This is a genomic window from Clostridium hydrogenum, from assembly GCF_021432385.1.
Classification (GTDB): domain Bacteria; phylum Bacillota; class Clostridia; order Clostridiales; family Clostridiaceae; genus Clostridium_S; species Clostridium_S hydrogenum.
In genome coordinates, this window is record NZ_JAEACT010000002.1 from 2,319,994 (window position 1) to 2,334,966 (window position 14,973).

14 protein-coding genes are annotated in these 14,973 nt (G+C 31.8%); 3 read left to right on the plus strand and 11 right to left on the minus strand.

What is annotated here, in order from left to right:
- Positions 1–13: 13 nt before the first annotated feature.
- From CUEA01_RS10455 to CUEA01_RS10470, 4 genes are all read right to left on the minus strand, one after another.
- Positions 14–880 carry a carbohydrate ABC transporter permease gene (locus tag CUEA01_RS10455; protein ID WP_234121577.1) on the minus strand — a complete coding sequence of 289 codons (867 nt, stop codon included), beginning with the start codon at positions 878–880 and terminating at the stop codon, positions 14–16.
- A gap of 42 nt (positions 881–922) precedes the next feature.
- On the minus strand, positions 923–1,831 hold the full coding sequence (locus CUEA01_RS10460) for a carbohydrate ABC transporter permease (RefSeq protein ID WP_234121578.1): 909 nt from the start codon (positions 1,829–1,831) through the stop codon (positions 923–925).
- A 430-nt stretch (positions 1,832–2,261) separates the two neighbouring features.
- Complete coding sequence (locus tag CUEA01_RS10465) at positions 2,262–3,038, minus strand: DeoR/GlpR family DNA-binding transcription regulator (protein ID WP_268906152.1); 777 nt, start codon at positions 3,036–3,038, stop codon at positions 2,262–2,264.
- An 83-nt stretch (positions 3,039–3,121) separates the two neighbouring features.
- Complete coding sequence (locus CUEA01_RS10470) at positions 3,122–3,841, minus strand: alpha/beta hydrolase (protein WP_234121580.1); 720 nt, start codon at positions 3,839–3,841, stop codon at positions 3,122–3,124.
- A gap of 268 nt (positions 3,842–4,109) precedes the next feature.
- Between CUEA01_RS10470 and CUEA01_RS10475 the strand changes: the two genes are divergently transcribed.
- The 3 genes from CUEA01_RS10475 to uxuA are packed head-to-tail and all read left to right on the plus strand — an operon-like array spanning position 4,110 to position 7,556.
- Positions 4,110–4,784 (plus strand): GntR family transcriptional regulator, encoded by a 675-nt coding sequence (locus CUEA01_RS10475; protein WP_234121581.1) that lies wholly within the window; start codon positions 4,110–4,112, stop codon positions 4,782–4,784.
- Between the two features lie 31 nt (positions 4,785–4,815).
- Entirely contained in the window at positions 4,816–6,429 is a 1,614-nt protein-coding gene (locus CUEA01_RS10480; RefSeq protein ID WP_234121582.1) for a mannitol dehydrogenase family protein, read from the plus strand.
- Positions 6,430–6,446: 17 nt separating this feature from the next.
- Entirely contained in the window at positions 6,447–7,556 is a 1,110-nt protein-coding gene (gene uxuA, locus CUEA01_RS10485; RefSeq protein WP_234121583.1) for a mannonate dehydratase, read from the plus strand.
- 259 nt (positions 7,557–7,815) lie between these two features.
- Here the strand turns inward: uxuA and CUEA01_RS10490 are convergent, their stop codons facing one another.
- The 7 genes from CUEA01_RS10490 to CUEA01_RS10515 all read right to left on the minus strand — a co-directional run bounded on the left by CUEA01_RS10490 (position 7,816) and on the right by CUEA01_RS10515 (position 14,910).
- Positions 7,816–9,939, minus strand: a complete 2,124-nt coding sequence (locus CUEA01_RS10490) for a glycosyl hydrolase family 28 protein (protein WP_234121584.1) — start codon at positions 9,937–9,939, stop codon at positions 7,816–7,818.
- Positions 9,940–10,184: 245 nt separating this feature from the next.
- A complete protein-coding gene (locus CUEA01_RS10495; protein WP_234121585.1) occupies positions 10,185–10,571 on the minus strand; it encodes a secondary thiamine-phosphate synthase enzyme YjbQ in 387 nt (128 codons plus the stop codon).
- A 47-nt stretch (positions 10,572–10,618) separates the two neighbouring features.
- Positions 10,619–10,753, minus strand: a complete 135-nt coding sequence (locus tag CUEA01_RS24915) for a hypothetical protein (RefSeq protein ID WP_268906153.1) — start codon at positions 10,751–10,753, stop codon at positions 10,619–10,621.
- A gap of 154 nt (positions 10,754–10,907) precedes the next feature.
- Positions 10,908–12,701, minus strand: a complete 1,794-nt coding sequence (locus CUEA01_RS10500) for a glycosyl hydrolase family 28 protein (protein WP_234121586.1) — start codon at positions 12,699–12,701, stop codon at positions 10,908–10,910.
- A 104-nt stretch (positions 12,702–12,805) separates the two neighbouring features.
- Positions 12,806–13,120, minus strand: coding sequence for a hypothetical protein (locus CUEA01_RS10505; RefSeq protein WP_234121587.1), 315 nt, complete (start codon positions 13,118–13,120; stop codon positions 12,806–12,808).
- A gap of 79 nt (positions 13,121–13,199) precedes the next feature.
- Positions 13,200–13,958 carry a COG4705 family protein gene (locus tag CUEA01_RS10510; protein ID WP_234121588.1) on the minus strand — a complete coding sequence of 253 codons (759 nt, stop codon included), beginning with the start codon at positions 13,956–13,958 and terminating at the stop codon, positions 13,200–13,202.
- 442 nt (positions 13,959–14,400) lie between these two features.
- Positions 14,401–14,910 carry a hypothetical protein gene (locus CUEA01_RS10515; RefSeq protein ID WP_234121589.1) on the minus strand — a complete coding sequence of 170 codons (510 nt, stop codon included), beginning with the start codon at positions 14,908–14,910 and terminating at the stop codon, positions 14,401–14,403.
- Between the last annotated feature and the right edge of the window lie 63 nt (positions 14,911–14,973).

Sequence of the window (14,973 nt, forward strand, 5' to 3'; positions counted from 1 at the left end):
ATATATTATTTTATTATCCTTTTACCCCTGTATCAGAAATTCCACTCATGAACCATTTTTGTGTTATGAAAAATACTATTAAAAGTGGAGCTATTGTAAAAGTACTAGCTGCCATTATTTGAGGCCATTTTATACCATAGGCTCCCCCTTCAATAAAGAATTGTCTCAATCCCATGGTAACTAAATATTTATTGGGATCCTTTATTATAAGTGATGGCCATAAATAATTATTATAATTTCCTATGAAATTCATAAGTACAAGAGTTATAAAGGAAGATTTAGCTATCGGTATCATAATTTGACATAGTATTCTAAAGTGGCTTGCTCCATCAATTAATGCAGCTTCCACCATTTCCCGCTTAATTTGCATAAAAGCTTGCCTGATTAAAAATATTCCAAACACGCTGACAGAATTTGATATAATAATACCTTTATAAGTATCAATCATATTGAATTTCGATAAAATCACATAACTCGGAAGATATGTAGCTGCAACAGGCATCATATAGGTTGCCATTATTATTCCAAATAATATTTTCTTACCTGGAAATTTAAGATTTGTAAGTGCGTAAGCTATCATCGCCGAATTAATAACCTGTATAAGTACTATTATTAAAGACGTAAAGGTGCTGTTAAAAATATACAAGCCAAAAGGAGCAGACTTAAAGGCATCTGCAAAATTTCCCCACTGTGGCACTGCTGGCAGCAATGTTGGTGGAAACTGCCATATTTCATTTTTTGTTTTAATTGCACTAAAAAACATCCACAAAAATGGAAACGCCATGATAAAGCAAAATATTATAAGCAGTGCATGCCTAATTAACTTTTTTAAAATAACAGCAAATGAATCTTTCTTTTTAGTTACAACAACCTTTTCCATACTTTTGGAAGACACTTCTACCATATAACTTATTCCTTCTTTCTATTGTTCATAGTGTACCCAACGTTTTGATGCTACAAACTGTATTAATGAAAGTACAATTGTAATAAAAACAATTACCATTGCCACAGCTGCTGCCTTGCCAACATCAAAGTTTTGAAAGGCCTCTTGATAATACATATATAATAGGGTTCTTGTACTGCCTGCTGGTCCACCTTGTGTCAATACCTGTATTTGGTCGTATGCTTGAAGTGAATTTATACTAGTCATTATTACCAAAAAGAATGTTGTTGGTGAAATCATTGGAATAGTTACATTCATAAAATTTTGAAATCTATTTGCACCATCTATTTCTGCTGCTTCATTAAGTTCTTCCGGAACTTTTTGAAGTGCCTCTAGATAAAATACCATTGCCCAGCCTACACCCTTCCAAATTGTAACTATTAATATTGCTGGCATTGCCCATTTTTCACTTTCTAGCCACGGAAGAGCCGCTATATGCACTTTACTTAAAATAAAATTTGCAAGACCTACCTTTGGCTCAAATATCCATGACCATACAATAGATACCGCAACTGTTGGTGTTATCCATGGTGAAAACAAAATTGTTCTATATAATTTAATTCCACGCATTTTTTTATTTAATAAAACAGCAAAAACAAGTCCTCCTATAATAGTTGGTATCACACTTCCCAAGGTAAAATAAAAAGTATTAAAAAGTACTCTATAAAATTCTTTATCCTGAAACAGCTTTATATAATTTGATAGTCCTACAATTTTATAGGTTGGACTCATAAAATCCCAATTTGTAAAACTTACATAGCCAGAATAAAACATAGGCCAAATCCAAAATACTACAAGTGGTATTGCTGCTGGAAGTATAAATATTATCCATATTAAAGATTCTTTCTTATTTAATTTAAATTTAGAAGTTCTGATTTTACCTTCCATAAATGCACCTCCATTTCATTAAGTATTTAATTTACATTTATAATTTTAAACTATTTAATTGCACTTTATGTTATGTGAAGGTAAACATCTTGTTAAAAACGCAACTAATTCCACACAAATCCACACTTTTTTTATAAATACGCAATTTGAAAGATTAAAATTGCTAATACCAAATTCATGCTATCAAATTAGAATTTGTAGAGAAGAGTACAGATTACAGTGAAGGATGATTTACCTTTCGCTTCTCTCAGGTAAATCTTAAACTTAATGTTGTCAGCTTCGCTGAGCACCATCAATGGCGTAATTGCGCAGCAATAAAAAAATAGCTTTAAAGAACTAATTTAATTCTTTAAAGCTATTTTTTTATGGCTATATTTTAAATAAGTGTTGATTTTCACACTTATTTAAAATATAGCTTTCTTTAGTAAGTTTAGCTAGTTTTTTCTCCACTAATCACGTCTACACCAGCACTTATATACTTTTCTAGTATATTGCTATTTAAATTGGAGTCTGTAATTATAGCATCTACTTTATCTAACTCACATACTTTAAGTAAAGACACTACATCAAACTTAGAACTATCAGCTAAAACAATCTTTTTTTGAGCAACTTTCATCATCTTCTTTTTAACTTGAACTTCACCTATACCATAATCCGTAAGCCCACAATTTAAAGAAATACCACTCATACTTACAAATGCAGTATCTATATGAAAGCTATCTATGAATTCTTCAGACATATCTCCTACAATGCACAGTTCCTTATTTCTAAGTACCCCTCCAGCAAGAATTATAGTGTAATTATCCATGCTTGATAATTCAATAGCTATTTCTAAGGAGTTTGTAAGCACCGTAAGTCTTTTCACAACCTTTTTAACTGCCTTTGCAAATTCCAAATTTGTTGTACTTACATCCAATGAAATGGACTGTCCTTCTTTAACATACTTAGCTGCAATTTGCCCAATTTCTTTTTTTTCCTCTACAAACTTTGACCTTCTATCATTTGCAGTAAGTTCACTTCCATCTACATTTTCAAGCACGGCACCGCCGTAAACTCTTTTTAAAAGCCCTTCCTTTTCAAGAAATTCCAAATCTCTTCTTATAGTTTCTATTGAAACACTGAATTTTTCAATTAATTTAGAAACCTTAACTGATTTATCTTTATAAATTATATTCATAATTTCTTTTTGTCTTTCCTGAGCTAGCAATATATCACCAACCTTCTACACACTTTGTGTGGATTTATGTTGATTTTATTATAACATAATTTCTATTTCTAAACTACGTAAGTTTATTTTAAAAGCCAAACTATAGCTCTTTCAAATCTCTCAGGTATTTCCTTAAAATGACCTCCAGCATTCCACTGAAGAATTAAATTTTCTTTATCTGAAAGCTGCCCCTTAAGTATATCAAAAGCCCTTCTTGTACATTCACCAACCTTTGCCATACGCTGGTTACGACTTTTTTCTTCTGATTTTCCAAGAGACATATACACCTTTGTCTCATTACTTACAGGTTTACTCTTTTCCAAAAACTCTATAAAACCATCGTACCACATTGACGTTGAGATACTACCGATTTTTCCAAAAACTGAAGTTTTGTACATGGCATATAATGCTGCAAGTCCTGCTAAAGAGTAGCCTATAAGCACAGTATTATTAGGTTCTGTTTTTGTTCTATAGTTTTCATCTATAAAAGGCTTTATTTCATTAATAAGTCTATCTATATAATTATCAGCCTCTCCCCCAAAATCTTTATCTTTCTTTGTTAAAGCAGGTGCTGACCAAGGTGTATAATCACCCTTCCAATCTTTAGGTTCAATTCCCAAAAGTATAAACTTCTTACAATCGCAATGAAAATGCGGCTCAATTTTATCCATAAACTCAGCTATTTCACCTTCACCATTTAGATACACTACAGGATACTTTTCTTCTGAAAGTTCATATTCTTCTGGAAGATATATTTCACAATTATAAGAGCTTACTTTAATTTTTTGTATAGTTCCCTTCATTTTTTCACTCCTATGTTTTAATTATCAGCAACACTTGAATCTATAACTTGTTTTTGTGATCCATCCTCATTCATAGTATGCTTATATTATACAACAATTTATTTATATTCCATATATAATTCACTATATTTATCCATAGCAAAACAATAGTACAGATACGTATAGAAAAGTTAATCTTAACTGGTATACTTTTGTAAAATATGTTATAATAAATTCGCAGCTACCATACAAGTATGGTACAATGGTAATAAAGGAGAAAAATTTAATTATGAATATTGAAACGGGAAGAAATTTAACAGGGAAAAAATTATATGAACTTTTAAAAGAAGATATTATCCAACTACATCTTGAACCTGGTTTAAATATTTCAGAAAAAGGCATTTCAGAAAAATATAATGTAAGCAGAACTCCTGTTAGAGAGGCATTTTTACTTCTTTCTAAAGATGAACTTCTTGACATTTATCCGCAAAAAGGAACCTTTGTGGCTTTAATTGATCTTTCAAAAGTAGAAGAGGCAAGATTTTTGCGTGAACATATGGAAAGAGCCATAATTAAGCTTGCTTGTACAACAGATTTTCCAGAAGAAAAATTACTAATCCTTGAAATGAATATAAAAATCCAACAAATGTGTATAAAGAAAAAAGATTATATCGAAGCTTTTAAAGCTGATGAAAACTTTCACAAAACAATTTTTGAGGGATGCAATAAATTAAGAACTTGGAACACAATTTGTCAGCTAGAAATGGATTTTCAGCGTATCCGAGTACTTACTTTAACTTCTAATTTAAAAGTTGATGATATAACCTCACAGCACATATTACTTATTGATGCTATAAAAAATAAAAAAACTGATGTTGCTGATGAAATTATGAAAAATCATCTAACTATGATTAATTACAATTTAAATAAAATAAAAGAAACCTATCCTAAATATTTCAAATAATTAAATTCAAAAATATGGAGGTAATTTTATTATGTTAAACTTAAGTAGCAAAGGTATTAAAAACCAAGAAGCATGGAAAAATAAAAACATAGAACTCCCTAACTTTTCTTATGAAGAAATGATTCAAAACACTAAAGACAATCCAACTTGGGTACACTTTGGCTCTGGCAATATTTTTAGAGGTTTCATAGCTGCATTGGAGCAAACACTTTTAAATTCAGGTAAAGAAGAATCTGGAATTGTTGCTGTTGAAACTTATGACTATGAAATCATAGACAAAATATATTCACCATTTGATAATTTAAGCTTACAAGTAATTATGAAACCTGATGGTAAATTAAAGAATACCGTAATTGCGAGCATTGCAGAAAGCATTGCAGCAGATACTGAAAGAAAAGACAACTGGACAAGATTAAATTCAATATTTACAAAGCCATCACTTAAAATGATTAGTTTTACTATAACTGAAAAAGGCTATAATTTAAAAAGCTTATCTGGAGATTTTTCAGCTGAAGTTCAACAGGACATAAAAAATGGACCAGCTAACCCAAGTAACGTTATGTCAAAAGTCACTTCACTTTTGTACACTAGATTTAAAGCTGGAAAACTTCCTCTTGCAGTAGTCAGTATGGATAATTGCTCTCACAATGGTGAAAAGTTATATAATGCAATAAACACAATTGCAACTAAATGGTCCGAAAATAACCTTGTTGAAAAAGAATTTGTCGCTTACGTAAACGATGCCACTAAAGTAACTTTTCCTTGGAGTATGATAGATAAAATTACTCCAAGACCTTCTGCTATAGTAGAAAAAAAATTGACTAAACTTGGTATTGAAAACTTATCTCCTATTATAACAGGCAAACATACTTATATCGCTCCTTTTGTAAATGCTGAAGGTCCTCAATATTTAGTTATTGAAGATAATTTTCCAAATGGTAGACCAGCTCTTGAAGATGCTGGAGTATATTTCACAAATAGAGAAACAGTTGAAAGAGTTGAAAGAATGAAAGTTTGTACATGCCTTAATCCTCTCCATACATCTATGGCAGTTTTCGGATGTATACTTGGCTACACTCTTATTGCAGACGAAATGGAAGACGAATGCATATCAGCACTTGTAAATAAAATAGGCTACGAAGAAGGCATGCCTGTAGTTACCGACCCTCAAATACTTAATCCAATGGATTTCATAAAAGAAGTTATAGAAGTAAGACTTCCAAACCCATTTATTCCCGATACTCCTCAAAGGATTGCAACAGATACATCACAAAAGGTTGGCATAAGATTTGGAGAAACAATTAAAGAATATGTAAAAAGAGCAGATTTAGATGTAACCTCTCTTAAATATATCCCTCTTGTTATTGCAGGTTGGTGCAGATACCTTCTTTGCGTAGATGATGAAGGCAAAAAATTTGAAATTAGTTCAGATCCTCTTTTAGGAACTTTAAAGGAATATTTATCTGAAATAAAATTAGGACAAAAATATATTAAAGGTACTTTAAAACCAATACTTTCAAATAAAAATATTTTTGGTTCAGATCTTTATGAAATAGGTCTTGGTGAAAAAATCGAAAATTACTTTGAAGAGATGCTTGCAGGACCAAAGGCAGTAAGAAATACATTAATAAAATACTTAAAATAAAGAAAGAGGTGTTTTTTATGAAAATGACATTTAGATGGTTTGGTGAAAATGATGATAGTGTTACACTTGAACAAATACGTCAAATACCAGGGATCACAGGAGTTGTGGGTTTTCTATCAGATATTCCAGCTGGAGAATTGTGGCCACTTAATCGAATAATGGAATACAAAAAAAACATAGAAGCTCACGGATTAGAGCTTGAAGTTATAGAAAGCGTAAATGTACACGAAGATATAAAACTTGGTTTACAAACAAGAGACAAATATATAGAAAACTACAAAGAAACTATAAAGAATTTATCAAAAGCTGGAGTAAAGGTTATATGCTACAACTTCATGCCTGTATTTGATTGGCTAAGAACAGACCTTTCAATGAAGCTCCCCGATGGCTCTCATACTATGGATTATGACGACACCAAATTAAAGGGAATGGATCCAGTAAAACTTGTAGAAGCTACAACAAAAAATTCTAATGGCTTTACGCTTCCCGGTTGGGAACCTGAAAGACTTAAAGAATTAAAAAGAGTTGTTGAATTATATAAAGATATAGATGAAGAAAAATTATTTGAAAACTACAAATATTTCCTTGAAGGAATAATTCCCACTTGTGAAAAATATGATGTAAAAATGGCAGTTCATCCAGACGATCCTGCCTGGAGTATCTTCGACCTCCCTAGAATCGTTCATTCAAAAGAAAACTTAGATAGAATAGTTAAACTTGTTGACAGCCCCTACAATGGACTTTGCCTCTGCAGCGGTGCATTAGGGTGCGAAAGAAAAAATAATATTCCTGAAATTATAAGACATTTTGGTGCTATGGGAAGAATACATTTTGGTCATGTTAGAAACATAAAATTTGTAGGCGAAAGGCATTTCCATGAAGTATCCCACCTTTCAAGCGATGGAGATTTTGATATGTTTGAAATAATGAAAGCATATCATGATATAGGCTTTAAAGGCTATATTAGACCTGACCACGGAAGAATGATATGGGGAGAAAAAGCAAGACCAGGCTATGGTTTATATGACAGAGCGCTTGGAGCAGCATACTTAAATGGTTTGTGGGAAGCATTAAACCAAAGTACAAAGTATAAAGTACAGAGTACAAAGAAGGATGATTTTCTGTAGCAAAGCTACCGAAAATCTTAAAACTTATTTTTGATTGCTTACGCAATCGCGTCACTACTGTTGTCAGCAAAGCTGACAACAGTTAAGTTTAAGATTTACCTGACGTGAGGAAAGGTAAATCATCCTTCACTGTACTCTGTACTTTGTACTCTGATTTAGTTGCTTCGCAATATTTAAAATTTGTGTACAAAATAATTTTATGCGTTAGTCCCTTTTTTATGTTCTTTCGAGATTTTGGATAGTTAGTGCTGCATTTACCTTAATTCGTCCCTTCTATGGAAAAATCAAGCTCAACTGGTTTACTTAAATCCTCATTATTTGCACTACTATGCACACCACTGCCAACTATAAGTTTATATTTTTCACCAGCCTCATATCCATTTTGTGGTGCACTAACTACAATTGATTTACTGTCTTGTCCTAAACTTAAATTAACTGGAACTTTATTCCCATTATTGTCTAATACCGCTATAGCTTGTTTTGTGGTATCATCAAAGTTTACCTCTTGATCAAAATGTATTGTCCAAGTTTTATCTGGAGCTACTACTTGATTATTTATTAAAGAGTCTACATTTACATTAGTAGAGTTAGTTATATTCCAAGGAGATTTAGGATCATTATGTGCTGAACTTCTATTAAACGTTACATTGGTAAATGAACTATTAGTCATATAATTTATACTAGCTCCCTCGGTATCTAAAAAAGCTACATTTGTAAAGTGTATATCCGTATGTTCTCCACCTTCTAGACCATCTACAAAGATTCCATAATTTTTAGAACCATTTACACTACAATTACTAACAAAAATATGTTTAAATATAGGCAAATCTGGTGCAGGTGTGAAACCACCTACTGAACCTGAATCACTGTAGTCAGAAGTAAATATAAATGGTTCACCTTCTCCATCTGTAATATTTTTTAGTGCAGAGTCACGGAAATAAATGTTTTGTGCTCCACCACCTACTCCCTTTGCTGATTTACAACGGAGACCAGAACCAGTTCCATTTAAAACATTGTCCTCCGCCAAGATGTTTTCTATCTCTGCTGCTGTATAGCTTCCAGCAACTACGGCACCATGTCCATGTGCAAAATAATTATTAAATATCCATACATCACTTACAGGAGAAGATTTTTTTTCACCTTCTAAGCCTCTTCCTGCTGCAAAATTAACATCATCATCTCCAGTATCAAAAACACTATTCATTACAATTAAGCCTTGTGCTGTAAAATCTATACCATCAGCATTATTACAATCATAGGTTTTAACCAAAGCTCCATTTATAACCATATTGTTACAACTGCTTGTCCCAATGGTATGTCTAGAAGGATTTTCAAAAGAAAGACCATCTCCTAAATATACATTATTTACTTTACTTATTGAAAGTAAATTTGATCTTGTAGAATATGCAGCTGTTTTACTAAGTCCCTCTTTTAAGGCTAAATTATACTGATTAGCTGCAAGAATGCCATTTTGAGTAACTGTTGCTATTGAGCTTTTTAGAGAAACAGGAAGTCCATCTACAGGTGTATCTTGTTTCCATCCGCTTCCATCAATTGTACCATTTCCTATAATTCTAAGACTTTGAACTGAACTAGTACCAACTGCATTAATAAGTGCGTTATTAGGACTGCCTTTTGCAACAGGATGATTACTACTTATGTAGTCCTGTGGGTTTTCTGAACCAAGAATTTCTCCATCCACTCTCAAAGTCATATTATCTTTTAACCAAAGTGCTCCTGTTTTAAAAGTCTTACCAGCTGGTATTAATACTTCTCCTCCTTGTGGGCAAGCATTAATAGCTGCTTGAATAGCATTTGTATCTAACGTAGTTCCATCTCCAACTGCACCATAATCAGTTACATTTAAAACCGTTAAAGCCTTATCAGTATTTTGTGTTATAGCATCACTTTTTGTAATTACATTTCCATTGCTATCAACAGCTTCAACTACAAAACTATAAGAAGTATCCGGTGTAAGTCCTGTAGCTATATAATTATGCATATTTATTTTTACAGCTGAACTATTACTAGAATCATTATAAAAATTGTCTATAAACTGCTTTGCCGATGACGCTTTATTATTATTTGCACTTCCTATAAGCTTTCCATTCATATACACATTGTAATCTGCAATATTGCTATAGTCTGCTGGTTTTTGCCATGCTAAGGTAACAGTACTGTTATCGTGTGCAATTACAGAGACAGCTAAATTATTATCCGTTGTCGCTGCTGAAGCTACTGCTGCTTTGGCAATTGATATTATCTTTCCTGTACTATTTGAAGGTAATGTTTCTGCATTTATTTTATATGCACTCATAGTATAAGAACTTATAAATACAGCTGCTATTGAAATGATTAGTTTTGTTTTTTGCCTATTAGTCATTTTGATTTTCACCTCTTATTTAAGATTTGTGTATAAAATAATTTTGTGCTACAGCCCCATATTAAAGTAATTATACCAAACAATTTAAGTTTCTTAAATATATCAAATTATATTTCAAAGTTTATTCACATTACCAGTTTATTGAAATTAAATTACTAAAAAAGCATCTATATAATATAATGTAGTCTGCTACTGACCTACACCACCTTACATAGATGCCTATATTAAAAGTATATAGTATTTAATCATATCACTTTTATATATACTTTTCTATTTCTTGGTCCATCAAACTCGCAAAAATATATTCCCTGCCAAGTTCCAAGTTTTAATTTACCATGTTCAATAATAATATTGCAGGAAGAACCCATTAGTGATGCCTTTATATGTGCATGCGAATTGCCTTCCATGTGTAAATATCCATTTTTTTCGGGAAATGCTTTATTTAATCCTGATAAAATATCTGTTACAACATCAGGATCTGCATTTTCATTTATTGTCACTCCAGCAGTTGTATGTGGAACAAAAACTACTGCCATCCCATCCTTAATCCCACTTTTAGCTACTGTTTCATCAACAAGACTTGTTATATCTATAAATTGCTCGTTCTTTGTTGTTTTAACTAAATAATCCATACTAACACTCCTATGTTATTTATTATATAATACAATATCTTGAAAATTTATTTTTTATTTTTATAAGCTTTTTCTCCTAAATATATATTTTCGCTTTCTTTCTTAATTCCCTTAATAACCCCACAAAATACTGCAAAAAACATTGCTATTATTGTCACACCAACAACCATAACTAAACCCATAAATTATCACCTCTTATATAATAATAACATATTTTTACACCAACTTCATATAAAATTGTTACTATTAAAAAGATATCCATACAAGATAATATAATCAGTATAGCTTAATATTACCTTGCATGGATACCTAACCTTCATTTAAAACATCTTAAAGCTAGTATACAACACCTTGCGAATTTGTCACCTTCCAAGGATTTGTCATTTTCGGGAAAGTAACGTTTGTAAATGTACTGTTGGTCAAATAACTTATATCAGCTCCTAAAGTATTAGCAAAAGATACATTTGTAAAATTAATGTCTGTGTGTTCTCCACCTTGTAATCCAGCTACAAATATTCCATAACTTTTAGAGCCATTTACACTACAATTGTTGACAAAAATATGTTTAAATACTGGTAAATCTGGTGCAGGTGTATAAGAACCCGTTGCAGTAGAATTAGTATATGCAGATGTAAATATAAACGGTTGACCTTCTCCATCATTTATATTAGCTAATGCAGAATCTCGAAAATAGATGTTTTGTGCTCCGCCGCCTATTCCTTTAGCAGATTTACAACGAAGCCCAGAACCTGTTCCATTCATAACATTATCTTCTGCTAATATATTCTCTATTTCTGAAGCAGTATAACTTCCTGCAACTACAGCTCCATGTCCATGTCCGAAGTAATTGTTAAATATCCATATATTGCTTACTGGAGAACCTGTCTCTTCGGCTTGTAAGCCTCTTCCAGCGGCAAAGTTTATATCATCATCTCCTGTATCAAAAACACTATTCGTTACAATTAACCCTTGTGCATTAAAATCTATTCCATCTGCATTATTACAGCCATAAGTTTTAACTAAAGCGCCATTTATAATCATATTGTTACATTTATTCGTTCCTATAGTTTGTTGTGATGGGTTTTCAATGGAAATTCCATCACCTATATATACATTGTTTATATTACTTAAAGAAATTAAATCTGATCTTGTAGCATAAGCAGCTACACTAGCAAGACCATTCTTAATTCCTAAATTATATTGACTAGCTGAAAGATCACCATTTTGTGCAACTGTAGATATAGAACTTGGTAATGCATCTGGAAATCCTGTTCCTGCTTCCGGACTATCTTGTTTCCAACCACTTCCATTTATTACGCCAGTTCCTACAATTTTTATACCTTGAGTAACACCAGAGCCTACAGCATTAATAAGTGCATTATTTTTTGCTTTTGCAGCTACAGGATGCTGTGCACTAATATAATCCTGTGCATTGTCTGAACCAAGTAATTCTCCATCCACTCTTAATGTCATATTATCCTTTAACCAAAGTGCTCCAGATTTAAAAATCTTACCTGCAGGTAACAAAACCTCACCACCAGCTGGGCAATTGTTAATGACTTTCTGAATAGCGGCAGTATCAACAGTAGTACCATCTCCAACAGCACCATAATTAGTAACGTCTTCAACTGCTTGCGTAATATCAGTGCTTTGAGTTATTGTACTGCTTTGAGTTAAGATATTTCCTTTACTATCTATTGCTTTAACCACAAAATTATAAGAAGTATTAGGGGTAAGTCCTGTAACTATATAGTTATGCATATTTATTTGTTGAGCCGAACTATTGGTACTATAAAAACTATCTATGAATTTTTTAGATTGCGAAGCTTTGTTATTATTAGCATCACCTACAAGTGTACCGTTAACATATACATTATAGTCTGAAATATTATTGTAATCTGCTGGTTTCTCCCATGCAATTGTAATATTATTGTTATCGTGTGCAATTACAGAAGCCACTAAATTATTGGATGTTGTTGTTGCATCTCCTACTGCTGACGCTGCAATTGAGCCTGAACTTGATAAATTTCCTGTTGCAGCATTTGCAACATATCCACTAATAGTTGAAAAACCTGAAAATATAACCGCTGTTGCAATAATCACTTTTGTTTTTTGTCTAAATTTAATCATTTGAATTTCACTCCTTAATAAAAATTTTTTATTGACTATTTTTAGTATAACTAAGATATTGTACTTATTATAGCAAACAGCAGTGCTGTTGTAAATGTATTTATTTACTTTACAATTTCTTTAACTACATCGGCTTCAATGGTTTTACCTACAAAATCAACAATTTCTTTTATTTGTGCTCTTGACAAATGATCTCCATATTTATTATCCAATTTATCCAATAAGTCTACAATTTTATTTTCAGCAAAATCCTCTGGATGCAATTCCGCTAACTGAATTAAAAACTTCTTACATTCATTATATTTTTCATCACCAATCTTTCCCTTAACTAAATTTAATTCAAGCTTTACTTTCCTAACTACTACCGGAACTATAATTCCTATAACAAAACCCACGCCAGCATAAATATAATTCTCCAATTTAAATGCCTCCTCAAAATAAAAAAAAGCTACTTATTATATTTTATAAGTAACTTTAGATAAATGTTCATATAACTTTTTAATCAACCTTAACATCCTTACGTGTAATTGCCATATACCCAACAAAACAAAGAATTATAATTGTTAATCCTAAACTAACTGAACCAGTTCCAATTCCAAGACCACCTCTACTAGCAGGAACACCCATCCAGTCTGCAAATGAAGCACCTAATGGTCGTGTAATTATATAGGCAAACCAAAACGCAAAAATTTCGTTTAAACCAAACTTTAAGTAAGCTATAGCTGGTATTGCAATCAAAATAGTAAACATTACACCAGATAAGAAGTAACCTAAATGCATAGTTGAAGCCGTCATATCTCCAACTGCAGTTCCAAGCGCAAAAGTAGTTAATATTGTTGCCCAGTAAAAAAACTCACGACGGCGAGTAAAAATACTATGCATAGACAGAGTTTTTTCGCTTAAATACCATGCAACAAAAATAATTGTAAGCACTATGGCAAAGAACGTTGTTGATACTATATATGGTATTCCAAAGCCTACATGCAAAACATCCGCTGCCATAGTACCAAAAATACTTACCATAACAACATTTAACCAGTAAATCCAAGCCACATATCTGCGTAACAATAGTTGTATCGTCAATGCTATTATCAGGCAAATACCAGTAGCCGCTACCGCAATTACTGGATTTATCTGACTAGCAAAATAATCTGATGCTACTTCTCCCATTCCAGTAGTCAGTATTTTTATAATCCAAAAGAACACTGTAATTTCAGGTACCTTATTAAAATTTTTCTTTGTGATATTAACAGCCATATTATGTATTACCTCCACCTATTGCTCATACGTTTTTCAGCAATGAATAATAATTTATGTTATGAATTATTATATACTAAAATTAAAATCACATTAAAAAATTCTTAGATTTATATTAAAAGGGCTATCGCAATTACATTATTTAATACATAACTTAAAATTATTGCGAACTAATTTAATCAATTCACAGTTCACAATGCACAATGAAAGATGATTTGCCTTTCTTGCGTCAGGTAAATCTTAAATTTAAATATTATAAGCTTTGCTTAGCGCCATTTATGGTGCTATTGCTCAAGCAATAAAAAATTAAGTTTAAGATTTTCTGTAGCTTTGCTACAGAAAATCATCCTTCATTGTGAATTGTGCATCGTGAATTGTGAATTAATTTAATTCGTAATATTTAAAGTTTGTGCATAAAACAATTTTATCTCACAGTCCCTCTTTAAACACTATAATCCAAATAATTTCCTGTACTTTGAGTTTCATTATTTTGTATAGAACTATCAGAATTATATGTACCGTTTGAATTTGAAGCTAAAATACTCGAAAGGTTTTCTTGATAAGTGCCATTTTCTATAGAATCATATTCATTTAAAATATTCTCTGAATTTAACTCCGAAGTAGATTCGCTGCTTTGAATAAGTGGAAGTATATTAGAGTATTCTGTAGATGTATCAGGACTTGGCAGCGTTGTAGTTGTTGGACTTGTGATATTGCCAGAACTGTCATATGTTAATGGAATCCCATAAGTTGGTTCAACCTGATTATAGATATTTTGAAGTTCTGAATTTGTATTTTGTCCAAAATAGTTAGCTTGTGCATAGTTTTCTTCAACAGCAGAATCAACATTGTCTACCAATGGAACACTTGAAGAACCTGAAGTTCCTAATGAATTCATACTATTCCATAGAGATGTCATATTATATGTGTTCATAACATTATTTATATCCATTTATTACACCCTCCTTTTACTAAAGATATACCACTTGAAACTTTGAAATTATAAATACCAAAT

Excerpts from the sequence above, each read along its gene's own strand:
- CUEA01_RS10455 (WP_234121577.1), bottom strand. The coding sequence starts at position 880 with ATGGAAAAGGTTGTTGTAACTAAAAAGAAAGATTCATTTGCTGTTATT.
- CUEA01_RS10460 (WP_234121578.1), bottom strand. The coding sequence starts at position 1,831 with ATGGAAGGTAAAATCAGAACTTCTAAATTTAAATTAAATAAGAAAGAA.
- CUEA01_RS10470 (WP_234121580.1), bottom strand. The coding sequence starts at position 3,841 with ATGAAGGGAACTATACAAAAAATTAAAGTAAGCTCTTATAATTGTGAA.
- CUEA01_RS10475 (WP_234121581.1), top strand. The coding sequence starts at position 4,110 with ATGAATATTGAAACGGGAAGAAATTTAACAGGGAAAAAATTATATGAA.
- CUEA01_RS10480 (WP_234121582.1), top strand. The coding sequence starts at position 4,816 with ATGTTAAACTTAAGTAGCAAAGGTATTAAAAACCAAGAAGCATGGAAA.
- uxuA (WP_234121583.1), top strand. The coding sequence starts at position 6,447 with ATGAAAATGACATTTAGATGGTTTGGTGAAAATGATGATAGTGTTACA.
- CUEA01_RS10490 (WP_234121584.1), bottom strand. The coding sequence starts at position 9,939 with ATGACTAATAGGCAAAAAACAAAACTAATCATTTCAATAGCAGCTGTA.
- CUEA01_RS10495 (WP_234121585.1), bottom strand. The coding sequence starts at position 10,571 with ATGGATTATTTAGTTAAAACAACAAAGAACGAGCAATTTATAGATATA.
- CUEA01_RS24915 (WP_268906153.1), bottom strand. The coding sequence starts at position 10,753 with ATGGGTTTAGTTATGGTTGTTGGTGTGACAATAATAGCAATGTTTTTT.
- CUEA01_RS10500 (WP_234121586.1), bottom strand. The coding sequence starts at position 12,701 with ATGATTAAATTTAGACAAAAAACAAAAGTGATTATTGCAACAGCGGTT.
- CUEA01_RS10510 (WP_234121588.1), bottom strand. The coding sequence starts at position 13,958 with ATGGCTGTTAATATCACAAAGAAAAATTTTAATAAGGTACCTGAAATT.
- CUEA01_RS10515 (WP_234121589.1), bottom strand. The coding sequence starts at position 14,910 with ATGGATATAAATAATGTTATGAACACATATAATATGACATCTCTATGG.